This window comes from Acidobacteriota bacterium, assembly GCA_035471785.1.
Lineage (GTDB): Bacteria > Acidobacteriota > UBA6911 > RPQK01 > DATIPO01 > JANQFM01.
Window position 1 is genome coordinate 1 of the sequence record DATIPQ010000027.1, and the last position, 15,930, is coordinate 15,930.

The 15,930-nt window shown below is 62.1% G+C and carries 16 protein-coding genes; 15 read left to right on the forward strand and 1 reads right to left on the reverse strand.

All coding sequences use genetic code 11. The features are described from left to right. Positions 1-159 precede the first annotated feature (159 nt). The 15 genes from VLU25_04580 to VLU25_04650 all read left to right on the forward strand — a co-directional run bounded on the left by VLU25_04580 (position 160) and on the right by VLU25_04650 (position 14,356). Positions 160-336, forward strand: a complete 177-nt coding sequence (locus VLU25_04580) for a Flp family type IVb pilin (protein ID HSR67194.1) — start codon at positions 160-162, stop codon at positions 334-336. Between the two features lie 67 nt (positions 337-403). Further along, a complete protein-coding gene (locus VLU25_04585) occupies positions 404-820 on the forward strand; it encodes a TadE/TadG family type IV pilus assembly protein (GenBank protein HSR67195.1) in 417 nt (138 codons plus the stop codon). Further along, complete coding sequence (locus VLU25_04590; GenBank protein ID HSR67196.1) at positions 765-1,247, forward strand: TadE/TadG family type IV pilus assembly protein; 483 nt, start codon at positions 765-767, stop codon at positions 1,245-1,247. Before VLU25_04585 ends, VLU25_04590 begins: the two co-directional genes overlap by 56 nt. Positions 1,248-1,268: 21 nt before the next feature. Beyond that, positions 1,269-2,186: a Flp pilus assembly protein CpaB gene (cpaB, locus tag VLU25_04595; protein HSR67197.1), complete on the forward strand. Its 918-nt coding sequence runs from the start codon at positions 1,269-1,271 to the stop codon at positions 2,184-2,186. Between the two features lie 92 nt (positions 2,187-2,278). After that, a complete protein-coding gene (locus tag VLU25_04600) occupies positions 2,279-3,691 on the forward strand; it encodes a pilus assembly protein N-terminal domain-containing protein (GenBank protein ID HSR67198.1) in 1,413 nt (470 codons plus the stop codon). After that, positions 3,688-4,866 carry a Tad domain-containing protein gene (locus tag VLU25_04605; protein HSR67199.1) on the forward strand — a complete coding sequence of 393 codons (1,179 nt, stop codon included), beginning with the start codon at positions 3,688-3,690 and terminating at the stop codon, positions 4,864-4,866. The genes VLU25_04600 and VLU25_04605 overlap by 4 nt, the downstream gene beginning before the upstream one ends. A 21-nt stretch (positions 4,867-4,887) precedes the next feature. Beyond that, on the forward strand, positions 4,888-6,078 hold the full coding sequence (locus VLU25_04610; protein HSR67200.1) for a hypothetical protein: 1,191 nt from the start codon (positions 4,888-4,890) through the stop codon (positions 6,076-6,078). Continuing rightward, positions 6,075-7,403, forward strand: coding sequence for a CpaF family protein (locus tag VLU25_04615; protein ID HSR67201.1), 1,329 nt, complete (start codon positions 6,075-6,077; stop codon positions 7,401-7,403). The genes VLU25_04610 and VLU25_04615 overlap by 4 nt, the downstream gene beginning before the upstream one ends. Continuing rightward, complete coding sequence (locus VLU25_04620) at positions 7,400-8,368, forward strand: type II secretion system F family protein (GenBank protein HSR67202.1); 969 nt, start codon at positions 7,400-7,402, stop codon at positions 8,366-8,368. Before VLU25_04615 ends, VLU25_04620 begins: the two co-directional genes overlap by 4 nt. Positions 8,369-8,386: 18 nt before the next feature. Further along, the gene (locus tag VLU25_04625; GenBank protein ID HSR67203.1) at positions 8,387-9,301 is read left to right on the forward strand and encodes a type II secretion system F family protein; all 915 of its coding nucleotides are present in this window, start codon (positions 8,387-8,389) and stop codon (positions 9,299-9,301) included. Between the two features lie 19 nt (positions 9,302-9,320). Next, positions 9,321-10,490, forward strand: a complete 1,170-nt coding sequence (locus tag VLU25_04630) for a hypothetical protein (GenBank protein ID HSR67204.1) — start codon at positions 9,321-9,323, stop codon at positions 10,488-10,490. Then, positions 10,471-10,866, forward strand: coding sequence for a hypothetical protein (locus VLU25_04635; protein ID HSR67205.1), 396 nt, complete (start codon positions 10,471-10,473; stop codon positions 10,864-10,866). Before VLU25_04630 ends, VLU25_04635 begins: the two co-directional genes overlap by 20 nt. Before the next feature lie 495 nt (positions 10,867-11,361). Further along, complete coding sequence (locus tag VLU25_04640; GenBank protein ID HSR67206.1) at positions 11,362-11,871, forward strand: helix-turn-helix domain-containing protein; 510 nt, start codon at positions 11,362-11,364, stop codon at positions 11,869-11,871. 431 nt (positions 11,872-12,302) lie between these two features. Further along, on the forward strand, positions 12,303-12,941 hold the full coding sequence (locus VLU25_04645) for an O-methyltransferase (GenBank protein ID HSR67207.1): 639 nt from the start codon (positions 12,303-12,305) through the stop codon (positions 12,939-12,941). Continuing rightward, positions 12,938-14,356 (forward strand): sodium:solute symporter family protein, encoded by a 1,419-nt coding sequence (locus VLU25_04650; GenBank protein HSR67208.1) that lies wholly within the window; start codon positions 12,938-12,940, stop codon positions 14,354-14,356. The genes VLU25_04645 and VLU25_04650 overlap by 4 nt, the downstream gene beginning before the upstream one ends. An 86-nt stretch (positions 14,357-14,442) precedes the next feature. On the opposite strand, the gene VLU25_04655 is transcribed toward VLU25_04650, so the two are convergent. Further along, the gene (locus VLU25_04655; protein HSR67209.1) at positions 14,443-15,927 is read right to left on the reverse strand and encodes a hypothetical protein; all 1,485 of its coding nucleotides are present in this window, start codon (positions 15,925-15,927) and stop codon (positions 14,443-14,445) included. Positions 15,928-15,930 lie beyond the last annotated feature (3 nt).

A 15,930-nucleotide genomic window follows, 5' to 3' on the forward strand; every position in this document is an offset into this window, starting at 1 on the left:
CAAAAGTGAAATGTCAATATTCGCCGCATCGCGGTCAACATTCGCCGCATTCTAATCAATTACTGCCCAGCCAAGAGAAGGCAGCCGCTGTAGAGTTGATCACGCCTCAGGGGAGGCGAAAGTGTTAAGATTGAATCGAGAATTTTGGAGGTTAAGAAAATGCAATTGATTCAACTGCTGCTAGCCAGGCTTTCCAATGACGAGCGCGGCGTTACCACCGCCGAGTACGCTGTCATGTTGGTGTTGGTCGCCATCGCCGTCGCGACGGCCGCCCCCAACATCAGCCAGGCCATCACCGGGGTCTTCCAGGACCTGATCGATGCCCTGACTCCCTAGTCATTGGGTGATGCCAGTGAGCACCAGGCGGCCGAGTGACTCGGCCGCCTGGTGAATGAAGATCGCCATGCCATACAACCGGAACCGAAACGAACGCGGCACTTCCACAGTCGAGGGAGCTTTGGTTCTCATCGCCTTCTTCGTGATACTCTTCGGGATCATGGAGATGGGACGAATCGTCAGCGTCTACCAGACCATGACCGACGCTGTTAGAGAAGGTGCGCGCCTTGCCATCGCGCCCACCGCCGGAACCAGCACCCTGCCTTCGTCGGCGGCTGTGCAGGCCGAAGTCGAGCGCTTTCTGGCGTCCAACGGCATTCAAGGCGCCTCCATCAGCGTCAACCCGGCGACGACGCCCAGCGGCGACACCGCCACTGAGGTTACCGTCTCCTATGATTACAACGTCATAACTCTTTCGATGTTTTCCGATGCCACAATCACTCTCAACGCGGGCTCTACCATGCGCAACGAGACCAGTCCGTGACGGTGGCCAAAAAGGAGCCATCGCAGTCGAACTGGCGCTTATGCTGCCGTTATTCCTGGTCATCGTTTTGACCATCGTCGAATTGGGGACGCTCCTAAACACCTACCAGATTCTCCAGAACGCGGCTCGAGAGGGAGCGCGGATTTCCTCCCTGCCCAAAAACAACATCGACTCCTCTAATCCCGATGCCTCACCGACCACGATCCAAGATGCGGTGGTCGATTACTGCACTGACCGAGGACTGGCCGTGACGGCGGGCGACGTTTCGGTTGACCAAGAGCAATTCGTGACCGTAGGCGCCCGTCAAATGGGAGTTTCGGTGGTAACGGTTTCATACTCCGTGGACCTGATCACGCCGGGGGGCACAACCCTGGCCGGAGGGCCGGTTACCGTTACAGGAGTCGGCGTCTTTCGAAATCTGTACTGAGATGAACACAAAGGTGGAATCATGAGTCGAATCAAACTGCTCATTACGGCCGTGGTGGCGCTGGTACTGGCCGCTTTGGCCACGTTTTTGGTCTACCGTCAGCTCCAGGCCCGGCTGACGGCCAACGAAAACGAAATCCTCGTGGTGGTGGCCAGCCAGGATATTCCGGTTGGCACCATGCTCGACAGCCATCATGTGAGGCTCGCCGCTTGGCCCAAAGACATGGCCATGGAGGGCAGCTTTTCCAAAATCGAAGAGGTTGTGGAGCGTGGCGTGGTCTTGCCCATTCAGTCCAACGAGCCCCTCTTGGAATCGAAGTTGGCTGCCAAAGGCGCCGGGGCCGGATTGGTTTCCACCATTCCGAACGGCATGCGGGCGGTTTCAGTGAAAGTCGATGAAGTGATCGGCGTGGCCGGTTTCGTGCTGCCCGGCACTCATGTGGACGTCATCCTCAGCGGTTCGCCCACCGAGCAGCGCAATATCGAGATGTCGCGGGTCATACTCGAGAACGTCAAGGTGCTGGCCGCCGGCCAGAATATAGAGCACGCCGCCGAGGGAGCGGCTCAGCGGGTTCAAGTCATCACTCTGCTGGTCACTCCGGAAGATGCTCAGAAGCTGGCTTTGGCCGCCAACGACGGGAAAATCCAGTTGGCGCTGCGCAATCCGCTCGACCACGAGAAGGATCCCCAGCAAGCCGTTCACAAGCGGGTTCTGTACGAAGGGGAGAAGAAGGAAGAACCCCGGAGAGTGGTCCCGCAGAGCCGCCTGGTACGTTCCACGCCCAAGCCAAAACCTGAGCCGGCAGTGGCTGCTCCGCCGCCCCCGCGGACTTTCGAAGTGGAACTGATCACAGGCGCCAACCGCGAAACGCTACAGTTCCAAGAGAAAGCGAACGATAAAGGGAAGGCGCAGAAACAATCGGACGGGGATTCGCGCTGACCCGAAGCGAGACCCTCGACAAAAGCCGGATCAGAGTTGGCTTTTGCGGCGGGTCCGCATTCGCGCCGTCCGTTTCTCCGGGGAGAAAAGTCATGAAGTTTGTCGCCCGTACCTTGCTCGCACTCCTGATCATGATGATGTCGCAGGACGCCTTCGGTTCTGTAGCGCTGGCGCAAGAAGGCGCGCCGGCCCCTCGCAGGGGAGAGCGCCTGCGTGTCCTGGTGGGCAAATCTCTGGTGCTCAACTCGCCCCGCCAGTTGCGCCGGGTTTCCATATCCGACCCCCTGGTGGCCTCAGCCAGCGTTCTCTCCGTACGACAGGTGCTGATTCACGGCCTGAAGCCCGGAAGCGTCACGCTGCTGCTATGGGACCAAAACGAGGAGGCCGTAGCCTACGATCTGGATGTCGAACTGAACGTGCCGGAGGCGCGGGAGATGCTCAATCGCCTCTTCCCTTCCGAAGAGGTCGAACTTCGCCAAGCGGCCTCCTCGCTGGTATTGAGCGGCGTGGTTTCCTCGGAAGCTGTGGCCGAGCAGATGACGTCGCTCACCCAGACCTTTTCGCCTGACGTAGTCAACTTGGTGGCGGTGCGCGAGAGAGACGAAACGGTGCTCTTGCAGGTGCGCTTCGCCGAAGTCAATCGGGCGGCCTTGAAACAGTTCGGCTTAACGATCATCAGTACGGGCGCCGGCAATACCATCGGCACCATCGGCACCCAACAATTCAGTGCGCCTCTGGGCAACGTGGGAGCCGTGCCCGCGGAAGTGGATCAAGCCGGCGACCTGGACGCGCCCAGCCTCGTCAGCGGCGGCATCGGCAACCCGTTGCGGGGAACTCCAGCCAGCTTCGGGCTCACCGATTTGCTCAACATCTTCATCTTCAGGCCCGACATCAATCTGGGCGCGTCCATTCGGGCTCTGCAGCAGAAGAATCTTCTGCAGATCCTGGCCGAGCCCAACATTCTGGCCCGCAACGGCAAGGAGGCCAGTTTCTTGGCGGGCGGCGAATTTCCCTTCCCCGTCATCCAGTCCGGAGCTGTAGGCAACGCAGTGACCATCGTTTTCAAGGAATTCGGGGTCCGCCTCAAGTTCACACCCGATCTTCGCGACGACGGCACCATTAAGCTCAAGGTGGCCCCTGAAGTGAGTGCGCTCGATTTCGCCAACGCCCTTAATGTCGCCGGCTTTCTGATCCCGGCCCTTTCCACCCGGAGGGCCGACACCGAGGTGGTGCTGCGCGACGGACAGAGCTTTGCCATCGCGGGACTGATCGACGACCGCATGGTTAAAATCGCGTCCAAGGTACCGGTACTGGGCGACATCCCGGTCTTGGGCAAGCTCTTCCGCAGCCAAACGGTGGACCGGTCGCGCACGGAACTTTTGGTGCTGGTGACCCCGCGCATCGTCCAGCCCACCGCGCCGGGAGAGATGCCGGAGATGCCGGTTTTTCCAGACAAGTTCCTCGATGTTCAGAAGTTTGACTCGAAAAAGGGAGATAAGAAATGAATAAAAATGCGCCAAAACAACCGGGTCAAGAAGGCTACGTGGTCGTCGTGGTGGCCCTGGTGCTGGTGGCCCTGATCGGATTCGTGGCACTGGCCGTGGACGCGGGCGTTTTCTATTCCACCCGTACCACAGCCCAGCGCATCGCCGACGCCTCGGCGGTGGCCGGCGCCTTCACTTTCGTGATCAATCCCGCCGATGAACAGCCCGCGCAGGCCGAAGCCGTGGCGCGCAACCTGGCTTTGGACCAGGACATCCGGGGAATAGCCATCCAAGACGCGGAGATTGGAGTCAGCGTCAACACTGCAACCCGGCAGGTTACGGTAACCATCGACCGCACCGAGACCTCCATCTTCGGCAGTGTACTGGGCATAATGGATGCCGATATCGGGGTGACGGCGACGGCCGAGGCGTCAGAGTTTGCGGGCGGGGCCAACTGTGTCAAACCCTGGATCGTCCCCAATACGGTTCTGTTGCCCGAGGGATCGGACATCTGCGATGTCTGCCCCGGTGCAGACTTTAATCCCGCTCTGGCCGACCAGCTTCTGATCAACAACGGAGTCGTGACACAGCATGCCAAGGATAATTTCGGCGTGCTCAAGTTGGTTCGGCCCACTCAACCCGCGAAAGCTTTGGAGCCTGGCCTCTTTTACTCCATCCAGTTGGGCGCCGGCCCGGGCGGAGACAATTACCGCGAGGCCATCGGCACATGCTCTCTGAACGGAATCTATTGCGGGGCATGTTACGATGTCGAGCCGGGAAACATGGTCGGTCCCACCAAGCAGGGCGTGGCGGATCTGATCGGCGAGGAACCTGACACCTTCAACGAGAGTAACTTCTGTTATGACCCGGGCTGCCGCGACACCAGCCGTTCCCTGGTGGTGGCGCCCATATGGGACGTCTGCAACGCACCCGACCCGGGAGGGTGTCCCGGCACCAGCTTCTGTCCGGGCGCCAAACTGGGAGAGAAGGGAGCCAACGTAACCTTGCGTGTGGCGGGATTCGCGCTGCTCTTCGTAGAAGGCGTGCAAGGCGATGGCGTGGAAGCCCGCGTCATCAACGTCACTCCGTGCACCGCCGACAGCGGCGATGGGGGCGGCGGTCCGGTAGGCGACGACGGCAATCCCCAAATCGGTCCTTTCGCCGTACCCGTGCGCCTGGTTCAGCCGGCCTCTTAGGATTAAGCGAGGATTTGTTCCATGAGTGTCATCCGATTGGCCATTCTGGCGCCCGACAGCCGCAGCGCAGAACGTCTGCGCGGCGAGGCCGAGGCTTGCGAAGGGGCAGAAGTGGCCTTGCTCGTCGGCGAATGGACACACTTGGATCCCCAAAGCCTCCTCCGGCGTCTGCAGCAGGCCCGGCCCGAAGTGGTGCTGATCGACTTCGACGCCGAAGAGAAGTCGGTTTCCTTCATCGAGACCCTCAAGCAGAACCTGGACGGCGTGCGGGTTCTGGCCACTGCCGACTCGACCTCTTCGGAGTGGATCATCAAGGCCGTCCAGATGGGAGCCCGCGAATTCCTGCCGCTTCCGGTCCACACAGCGGTTCTGAATGAGGCGCTCAACCGCTACCGCCGCGAGCGTCACAGCGCCGATTCGCCTCCCGAGCAGAAAGGGGAGCTTTATGCCGTGACCTCGGCCAAAGGCGGAGCCGGAGCCACTTCGGTGGCCATCAACCTGGCTGCTTCCATCGCCCAGCTCCCCTCGACCAACGTTTCGCTCATCGATTTCAGCCAGCCCATCGGAGACGCCGCCACCTATCTCGACGTCAATCCGCGCTACACCATTTCCGACGCCCTGGAGGCCGGAGACAGGCTGGATCCCGTCATGTTGGAAAGCCTGATGGGCAAGCGCGGCCAGATCTCTCTGTTGGCCGGCCCCCGTCACTTTTTGGCCTCCAATGCCCGCGATCCCCGTCCGGTTGGACGCCTTCTGTATACGGCTCGGGAAGCCTTCTCACACGCCGTGGCCGACCTGGGAAGTCCTCTGGGCGAGGAGACTCTGGAACAGGTCTTCACCAATGACGGACGTCTGCTGATCGTCCTTACACCCGAACTGACCACGCTCTGGCGCACCCGGCAGGTACTCGAGTTCGTAGGAGTCTCACCCGAAGACGAGCGGGTGCGGCTGGTCCTCAACCGGGATGACAAGAAAGCCTCCATCACGCTCAAGGAGATTGAATCGACCCTGGAACGCAAGATCGACTTCACCTTGCCCAACGACTACCGTTGCTGCTTGGAGGCCATCCACTCGGGCCGCCCGCTGGTGCAATTCAACCACTCGCAACTGGCCCACCACTATTCCCAAATGGCCATCGAGTTAACGGGCATCAAGCCGCAGGCCGGGCGCCGCGGCTTGTTCGGATTCCTGGGAGGAGGATCCTCGAAATGAATCCCTCGACCGATACCTTTCAGAACGAATCGCTGCAGGCCGATTACAGCCGCGTCAAGAACGATCTGCACGCCAAGATCCTCGACCAGATCGACCTGGAACGTCTGGAGAGGCTGGATGAAGGGACAGCCCGGGACCAGATTCGCGGTGTGGTGCGGCGCATCATGATCGAAGAGCGGACGCCGCTCAGCCGCACCGAGCGGGAGAAGGTGTCCGAGGACATCCTGCACGAGTTTTTCGGACTGGGTCCGCTGGAGCCCATCCTGGCCGATCAGGAGATCTCGGATATCCTGGTCAACGGCTCAGGGCAGATCTTTATCGAGAAAAGAGGACGGCTGCAGAAGGTCGACAGCCGCTTCGACAACGACGAACACCTGATGCGCATCATCACCCGCATCGTCTCCCGCGTGGGGCGGCGCATCGACGAGTCCTCTCCCATGGTGGACGCCCGCTTGGCCGACGGCTCGCGCGTCAACGCCATCATTCCGCCGCTGGCGCTGGACGGCCCCGCCCTCTCCATCCGCCGCTTCGGCCAGACCCCGCTGCAATCCGAAGACTTGCTGCGCAACAAGACCCTGACGCAGCAAATGCTGGATCTGATGCGGAGCTGCGTGGCCGCCAAGCTCAACGTGCTCATCTCGGGCGGGACGGGCGCCGGAAAGACCACCCTGCTCAACGTGGTTTCGGGATACATTCCAGAAGGCGAGCGCATCGTCACCATCGAGGACGCCGCCGAACTGCAACTGCACCAGAGCCACGTGGTGCGCCTGGAGACGCGTCCTCCCAACATCGAGGGCAAGGGAGCCGTGCGCCAGCGCGAACTGGTCATCAACGCCCTGCGCATGAGGCCCGACCGCATCATCGTGGGCGAGGTGCGCGGAGCTGAAGCGGTGGACATGCTGCAGGCCATGAACACCGGTCATGAAGGCTCGCTGACCACCATCCACGCCAACAGCCCCCGCGACGCGCTCAGCCGGCTGGAAACCATGGTTTCCATGGCCAACCTCAACATTCCCGACCGCGTCATCCGCCAGCAGATTGCCTCGGCTCTCGACCTGGTCATTCAAGTGGCCCGCCTGACCGACGGCACCCGGCGCATCGTCAGCATTTCAGAAATCACCGGCATGGAAGGGCAAGTAGTCACCATGCAGGAGATCTTCGCCTTCAAGCGCCAGGGCATCGACGAAGAGGGCAACGTTCTTGGAAGGTTCGGGGCCACGGGGATCCGTCCCAAGTTTACGGAAAGGCTGGATCAAGCCGGAGTCAGCCTGCCCAAGGAAATGTTCCTGAGCGGCTTGGCCGGGGCCAAGGAGAAGTGGCGATGATCATCGAATGGATCGCTCTGGGACTGATATTCCTTTCCGTCTTTTGGCTCGTTCTGACGGTCACCCGGGTGGTCGCCGAATGGCCCGCCCGGCGCCGCCTGGAACAACGCCTGACCGGGATGCGCGAGGAGCTGGGCGACAGTACTCAGGAGGCCGTGGAGGCATTGCTGCGCCGGCAGGACAATGCCGGCTTTATCGGCAAGATTGCGGGCTTGGCCGAACTGCGGGAGAAGACCAGCCTCTACGTTCAACAGGCGGGACTCGACATCAGGCCCTCGAATCTGTTTGGACTTTCGATTCTCTGCGGCTTGGCCGCCGCCGTTTTGATGCTCATCCTGCCCGTGCCGACCTTTGTGGCTCCTATAGTGGCGGTGGGGGCCTGCGCGGTTCCCTTCGTCTACGTCTCGGTTCGAAGGAGCAAGCGCTTCCGCGCCTTTGAGGAGACCTTCCCGGAAGCCATTGCCATGCTCTCGCGGGCAGTGCGGGCCGGCTACGCGTTCTCCGCCGCTTTGCGCCTGATCGCGACCGAGATGCCCGACCCTCTTGCCAAAGAATTCCGCACCACTTTCGAGCAGCAGAATCTGGGCATGCCGCTGGACGAAGCACTAGGGAACCTGCAACGCAGGGTGCCCTTGCCCGACGTGGCCATCTTCACGACTCTGCTGTGCATCCAGTTGGAGACGGGGGGCAACCTGGCCGAGATGCTCGACAACCTGGCCAATGTCATGCGGGAGCGCTTCAAGCTGCTGCGTCAGGTGCAGGTCTTCACGGCCGAAGGAAGGATGTCGATGTACATCCTGTGCGCCCTGCCTCCGGTGGCGGCGGTGCTCTTTTCCCTGCTCAGCCCCGACTACATGTCTCGCCTGTTCACCGATCCCCTGGGTCACCAGATGATCGCAGCCGCCATCATTCTGCAGGTCATCGGATACCTGGTCATCAAGCGCATGATCCGAATCGAAGTGTGAGGAAAACGAGGAAACATCATGTTTGATCAACCGATCTTCGCATTCATCATCTTCGCCTTCCTTTCGCTAGCCTTCTTCCTCGTCATTTGGGCGCTGGTGCGCACCCGCGTCGATGTCAGGCGCAGGGTCATGGCCGGATCGGCCGAAGCCATCGGGGGCCAGGAGGATCACAAGTGGACGGAGCAGGCCGAAAAGATCCTGGCTCCGCTGGGAGAAATGCTGAGGCGCTCTCCCGAGGATCTGGCCAAAGAGAGACGAAAGCTGGTTTATGCGGGCTTCAGGCGCAAGAAGGCCGTGTTTCTCTTTTACGGAATCAGGGTGCTGCTGGCCGGCTTTCTCCTGCTGCTCAGCGTCGTCACGGGCGTGCTCTGGACCAATCCCATCCTGGCCGTGGCGGGTTCGCTGCTGCTGGGCATGGCGGTTCCCGACATCGTTCTCAGGCGCATGGTGGCCAAGCGGCAACGCCGGATTCAACTGGGTCTGCCCGACATGATGGACCTGCTGGTGATTTGCACCGAGGCCGGAATGGGCCTCGACCAGGCATTGATGCGCATCAGCCAGGAAATGGGCAACAGCGCGCCTGAACTGGCTCAGGAGCTGCGCCTCTACGTGCTCGAAGTCAACGCGGGCAAGAGCCGGGCCGAAGCCCTCAGGCACCTGAGCGGACGGACCGGCGTGGACGACCTCAAGTCCCTGGCCTCGGTCATCCATCAGGCCCAGCATTTCGGGACCAGCATCGCCGACTCGCTGCGCACCTTCGCTGACGATCTGAGGGTCAAGAGGCGCCAGAGGGCTGAAGAACTGGCGGCCCAGCTCAGCGTCAAGATCATCTTCCCGCTCATCCTGTTCATCTTCCCGGCCATCTTCGTGGTGGTGCTGGGACCGGCAGTCATCCGGATTTTCAAGGACTTCTTGCCTGGGCTGTCCAACTAGAAAAGCGAGTCGAGGAATCATGCTCTCACACCAGCGAATTCTCACCCTCCTTGCCTTGTCGGGCCTGCTCGCAGGCTCGGGTTGCGTGCGCAAAGCCACTCCCTTGCAATGGACCGGAGCAGGCCAGACGCCGGGACGGCAGGCGCCCGAGGGCGTCCGCCAGATCGAGCGTCTGGACGGCCAGGCCTCCTTTGTTGGCAGCGCAGACCAAAACGGAGCCTTGCGCCTGACGCAGATGGTTGAAGGGCAGCCCGAATCGGCCCAAGAGGCTCTGGAGACGGCGGCCAGCCTTCTGCAATCGCGTCATCTGCTCGACGCGCGCCACATCCTGGCCGGTCTTGACCGCTTTGCGCCCCTGCAGCCGAAAGAAAACCGGCGGGCGGCCGAGATGTGGCTGCAGTTGGGTGAGACGAAAAGAGCTCAGGCCCACCTTCAACTGGCCCTTCAAGAGGAGCCCGCGGACGCCCCGACGCTGACAGCCTGGGCCTCCGCTCAGGTGGCCCTGGGGCAGCCCGAGGAGGGTCTGCGCACCATGCTGCGCGCCACCCGGGCCGCGCCTGAGGACTTCGGATTGCGCCGATCCGCGGCGCTGTTGGCCATCGGCCTGGGCAAGAGCGAAGAGGCTCTGCCGCTTCTCGTCAACCTCAGCCCGGAAGCCGCTCCCCGCGTTCACCGCGAAATGGCCGCTCTGCACGTGCGCCAAGGCGATTTCCGGCAGGCCTGTCTGCGCCTTCTGAGCGTCTTCCCGCCGGCCCAGGCTTTGAACGCCCTGGGCGAAATGCTGGCCGGCTCCGAAGAGTGGCCCCTGGCCTACCAGGCCTTTCAGACCGCTCTGGCCGACGACCCCGACGACCCTGCCATCCTCCTCAACCTGCGGGAGGCCGGCTGGAATTTTCCCCCGCCCGCCAGCGTAGACGCTGAACCGCTGCGGGGAGGGTGCCGTTCCTTTCTTCAAAGGGCGGCCCGCTTGCAGGTTGATCCCGAGAACGCAAGCCGACTTGCGGATTCGTCCTCACACGTGGACCTGGAGTTAGAGGGCCAGGTCGGGCACCGCGCCGAGGACACCTTCGCCTTTTTTCCCAAGCAGGCTTTGCTCAAGTCCCTCTTCAGGTTTGAAAGCAACAGCGCAAGCAAGGACCGAACACCAAGTGCATTGGGGGGTAGCAACCGTGAGCGCCGAATCCAGTGAAGCCATTCACAACACCGTACGCGTCTTCATCTCCGAAACGCCCGACTTGACCGAGTGGGCCCGTAGTCTCGATCGCAAAGAACTCCTCCAGGAGCTGGAACTCGTCGAGTACAGCATGCAGGAGGGGACCTACATCGTTCCCCCTTCACCTCTGGTCGGCCTGGTGCAGGGCGCCGGCTTGAAGCAGAGATGGAGAACGACCCTGAAGGCCCTGCGCCCTTTCCTCCCTAGCCATATGCGGTCATCGGAAAGGGAGATGTGCGCCATCGGGCTGGTCTGGTGCGAACTGCTGATGGATACCTGCTCCAGCAACAACGGAGGAGATCCTCCCTTTCGCGAATCCCTCAGCGACTACCCCTACCGTGCCCGAAGCTGACTAACGCACTCCGAGCACTCCGGCTCAACTGTAGGAATTCTTTACAACTCGCCGAAACCCGCTTCGGACCGCTCCAGTGCGAGGTTAGACGCCGCGCCCAACCTTCGCTCTCCGTTGAGTGTTAAGTAAACCTAACAATCGTTAGCTTCGACTAGCCCTTTGAGGGTTACCACCAACCCTTGCCCAAGTAGCCGCCAAATGGGGCAAATCCCTGCCCGAGATGGCTGGATCCTGGTTTTGGCACGGCGGGTGCATCAATACCCGCAGACGGCAGGATTCCGTCCACGTGCGAGCCCGAAATTCGACGAACAACACTACTGATCGGGAGAAGCGCGAATGAGGCGTGATAGACGTAGCTATTTGAGAAAACCAGTCGAGATAGAGGTGGAGATCAAGACCTCGTCAGCAGATTGGGTCAAGGTCGCGGTCGTCAATGTGAGCCCGAAAGGCATTTGCTTGAAGTGCCCGAGCGAAGCCGGAAGGGTCAGGGGTGAGGTGTCGATCTCGGCCGGCTCGGCTTTGGCGGGAAAGGCCTCAGTCCGTCATCAGGACTTTCTCGACGACGGCAGTTCCCTGCTGGGACTGGAGTTGCTGCCCGGATGCGAGGAGGAAGAATCGATCGGACCCGACAACTGCTGGACCCTGCGCCTGCCCGGTGCGGCAAACGACTACGCCTTCAAATACTACGACCGGCTTCGGCGCATTGACGCCTACATCCAGGAGCACTTCGAAGGAAAGATCTCCCTCGGCGACGCTGCCCAAGTCGCAGCCCTGGAGAGAAGCTACTTCTGCCGCTACTTCCATGAGAAGGTGGGGATGAGCTTCACTCAGTACCTGCAGCGGGTGCGCCTGCGCAACTGCATCGACATCCTGTTGCAAGGCGACTCCTCCATTACCGAAGCCTGCTACCAGTCCGGCTTCGGCGATCTGCGCCACTTCGAGCGCACCTTCCGCAAGTGGACCGACCTTTCACCCACCGACTTCCGAAGCCTGGCTGTGCCCTAGGGCAACTAGGTGGCCAACAAGTCTGAAACCCAGGGTGTCGCTCGCCTTCAGAGGGTGTCGCAAAAGTCTTCAACATGACACTTCGAACGGCTCGTTATTCCACCCCTTCGGGGTTTCTTTAGAGGTGCTTCCATTACCCAGGGTGCCGCTCACGCGCTTCGCGCCCTCGCTGTACCCTGGGCTAACGAATTGCACCCCTTCGGGGTTCTCAAAGAGCAAGAAAGTGCTTTTCGAGACGCTTTGCGACTGGTTCGGGCTGCACTTTTGCGACACCCTCTTCAGCGAGCCCGGACTTTGACTTTAAACACGGTCGCTGGGCTGGCCAGTCTGTCCCTGTCAGGGACAAGAACGGAGGGCCCTGGCTCAGAACTTATGACCGGCGGCACTCGTCCGTTTGCCCGCCTGCCGCTGAACGTGCCAACATGCGGGATATGCAGATTGTTGATGCGGCTGTCGAGAACTATCTGGAGCAACGAGCGGGAGAGCGCGATGAAGTCCTTCATGAGATGGAGGCCTACGCCTCCGACCAGGATTTCCCCATCGTGGGACCTCTGGTGGGCCGTATCCTGACCCAGATGGCGCTGCTGACCGGCGCCCGCCGCGTGCTGGAACTGGGATCAGGGTTCGGCTATTCGGCCTACTGGTTCGCCCAAGGCATGGATGAGCAGGGCGAGATCATCCTCACCGAGTACAAGCGGGAGAACCTGGAGAGGGCTTCCAGGTGGCTGCTCAAGGGCAAAGTGCGGCCCCGGGCCCAGATGCTGGCGGGGAATGCGCTGCAAAGCCTGGCCCGGCAGCAGGGCCCCTTCGACATCGTTTTCTGCGACATCGACAAGCACGACTATCCCCAGGCGCTGGAGGCGGCGTTGCCCAAGCTGCGTCCGGGCGGCTTGATGATCACCGACAACGTCCTCTGGCAAGGCAAAGTGGCCGACCGGCATCCCGACCCCGAGGACGATGCCCTGGCGGGCGTTCTGGAGTACAATCGCCGAGCCTTTGAGCGGACCGATCTGTGGACCGTCATCCTTCCCGTCCGTGACGGCCTGGCCGTGAGCTTCAAACGCCCATGACGAACTGGCACCTGGTCCTGCTGCTCTTCTACTCGGCGCTGCTGATCGGCCTGGGAATCTGGACGGGGCGCCGCGTGGCCACCTCGCAGGGCTTTTTCGTCGCCGAAAGGCGGCTCTCTCCCCTCTTGCTTTTCGCCACCATGCTGGCCGCCAACATCGGGGCGGGTTCAACCGTGGGGGCGGCCGGATTGGGCTACCGGGACGGACTCTCGGCATGGTTTTGGGTGGGGTCGGCAGGCATCGGCTCCATCCTGCTGGGACTGTGGATAGGCCCCCGCATCTGGAAAGTGGCCCGCCAGCACGATCTGCAAACCGTTGGCGACTACTTGGAATTCCGCTACGGAGCGCCCGTGCGTGGCGTGGTCTCTTCCCTGCTCTGGGTCGCCACCTTGGCCATCCTGGCGGGCCAGTTCATCGGGATGGCCTGGATTCTCAACGTCATCACCGGAATCCCCAAGTGGGCAGGCTGCCTGATCAGCGGATCGGTCATGATCCTTTACTTCACCGCCGGAGGCCTGGTTTCCTCTGTCTGGGTCAACTTGGTCCAACTGGTGGTGCTGCTGGCCGGCTTCGCCTTGGCCTTGCCGCTGGTGCTGCAAAGCGCGGGGGGATGGCAAGGCATTGTGTCCGGCTTGCCGCCATCGGCCCTCGATCCCTGGGCCGGAGGGCACGCTTGGGATCACCTGGTGCTGCTGGTTCCGGCCTTTATCGTCTCGCCCGGGTTGCTGCAGAAGATATACGGCGCCCGCGACGCGCGCACGGTCCGTCTGGCCGTAACCGGGCAGGGACTGTTTCTGTTGCTCTTCGCGCTGGCTCCCATGGCGCTGGGGATGGCCGCCCGCGCCCTCTATCCAGGCCTTCAACCGCCGGTCCCCGGTCAGGCGGTCGACATCGCCCTTCCTCACCTGCTGGTGCACGCCCTGCCGGCCTGGGTAGGAGCCATCTCGCTGGCCGCCATCCTTTCCGCCGAAATCAGCTCCGCCGACGCCGTCCTTTTCATGCTGGCCACTTCTCTTTCAAAGGATCTCTACAAACGCTTTTTGCGCCCCCAGGCCGATGATGCCCAGGTGCTCCGCACGGCCCGGGCGGCGGCCCTGGGCGGCGGACTCTTGGCGGTGCTACTGGCCATGGCTTTAAGCTCGGTGGTGCACGCCCTCAGCATCTTCTACACCCTGTTGGGACTGAGCCTGCTGGTGCCCCTCCTGGCCGGACTCTGCATGGGGGGCGGAACCACCCGGGCAGCTTTGGCGGCCATCTTCACCGCGATCGGCGTCCACCTGCTGGCCGACAGCCTCCTGGACGCCCCCTTGGCCGGCTGGCTCACGCCTCAGCTTCTCGGCTTCTTGAGCTCGGCGCTGGCCTTCCTGTTGTTCTACGTCCTGGCCCGCCGACGCGGCGCCCGGCCCGGCCACTAGGTGGCCAACAAATTCACACACGCGTCAAGTTCAGCGACCGCGGTAAAGACCCAATGCTCCCGGCGGCATGAGGGCGCTCGCTACCGCTAGCCGCCAGGCTCACTGCCCTGGTGGGAGGCCACGCGGACCATCACCGTGGCTTGTTCGTCGCTGTAGACCTTGCGGAAGGTCCCCGAGGCTTCCAGCAAATAAAGGAGGGGCATGCGGCTGGGACCCAGCACCAGGTTGGCCGTCCTCAGGTCGGGATCGCGCTGCCAGTCGCCATGGTAGCCGAACCAACTGTTGGTGTTGAGTTGCAGCCGGCGCTCGCCCGAGATGTTGGTGCGGCCGTCGATGGAAACGGGCAGACCGACGTCGTGCAGGCGCCAGATCAGGTAGCCGCCCCATTCGAAGTGATTGTAGAGGGGTCCCGTATAGCGCTCCTGGACCACGTGATCGGCGGCCGCCACCGGGAAGTGCCGGGCCACGCTCTGCTCCAGCCGGCCGTTGTCAAGCCAGACCCATTTGCCCGTCAGCAAAAGACCGGCCAGCAGCCAGACTCCGGCCCAGGGCAAATGGCGTGCAGCCAGGCGCTCCTCCGGCTTGTCTTCAGGGTCGAGTACGGTTCCAGCCAGGCAATCGCTGAGGATCAGGGCCGAAGAGATGGCGGCGAACCAAACGTCGCGGGCCGCCCGATGCGAGAGGTAGATTCCCGCCAGCAGCAGCAAAATCGCAAAGACGTCGCGCCGCCGTCTCCAGCCCAAGGCGGCGGCGGCTCCAACGCTCATGAAGAGGAACGTCCACTCGTGGATGGTGCGGAACTGAGGGGCTTGCAGCTCCTGGACCAGACGGAAAGGCGTGGTCTCCCGAACCAGTTCGGCTATCACGGTCCAGAGAAAGACATGGTGAGGAGTCAGCAGCGTGGCCAGCAGCGAGACGCCCAGCACCTTGGCCACCGCCCGCGGGTCGAAGTGGCGCTGCGGGTCGCCATAGCCCATCCGCCCGGCCAGTCCGTCGAGCAGCGCGAAGCCCATCACGGCCAGCCCGTAGACAAAAACGATATGGATATTGGCCCAGACCCAGAAGAGCGGAACCGTCCACCACAGCCAGCCGGGCCGGCTGCGTCCCTTCCACAGCACCACAAGCAAGGCGGCGAAGAGGAGAATGGAAAGCATCCAAGGCCGGTCGTAAATCAGTCCCAGCATCGAGACCATGGCCGCCGCGCTGAGGATGAAAGGCAGCAACGAACCCCTGGTTTGGCGGCGAACCAGCCACAGGATGGTCCCGGCTGCGGCCAAGGCCAGCACCAGTGTGTAAAGGATCATCGCCCTCAGACCCAGCAGGTCATAGAGGCCGTACATGAGGACTTCGTAGAGCCAACTGTAGGCCATCCACTCCCGGCCCTCGGCACCCATCCGGGTGAAAGGGTCGGTAGTAGGCAGCTTGCCGTTCTCGACCATCCAGCGTCCGGCCGAGAGATGCCACCAGATGTCGGTGTCGGTGATGGGCTGCAAGGCTTGCTGGGCGGGAAGCCACAAGACGACGGCCACCATCAGCGTCCGGCGGAAGAGCGGTTCAAAGGAACGCAGCACGAG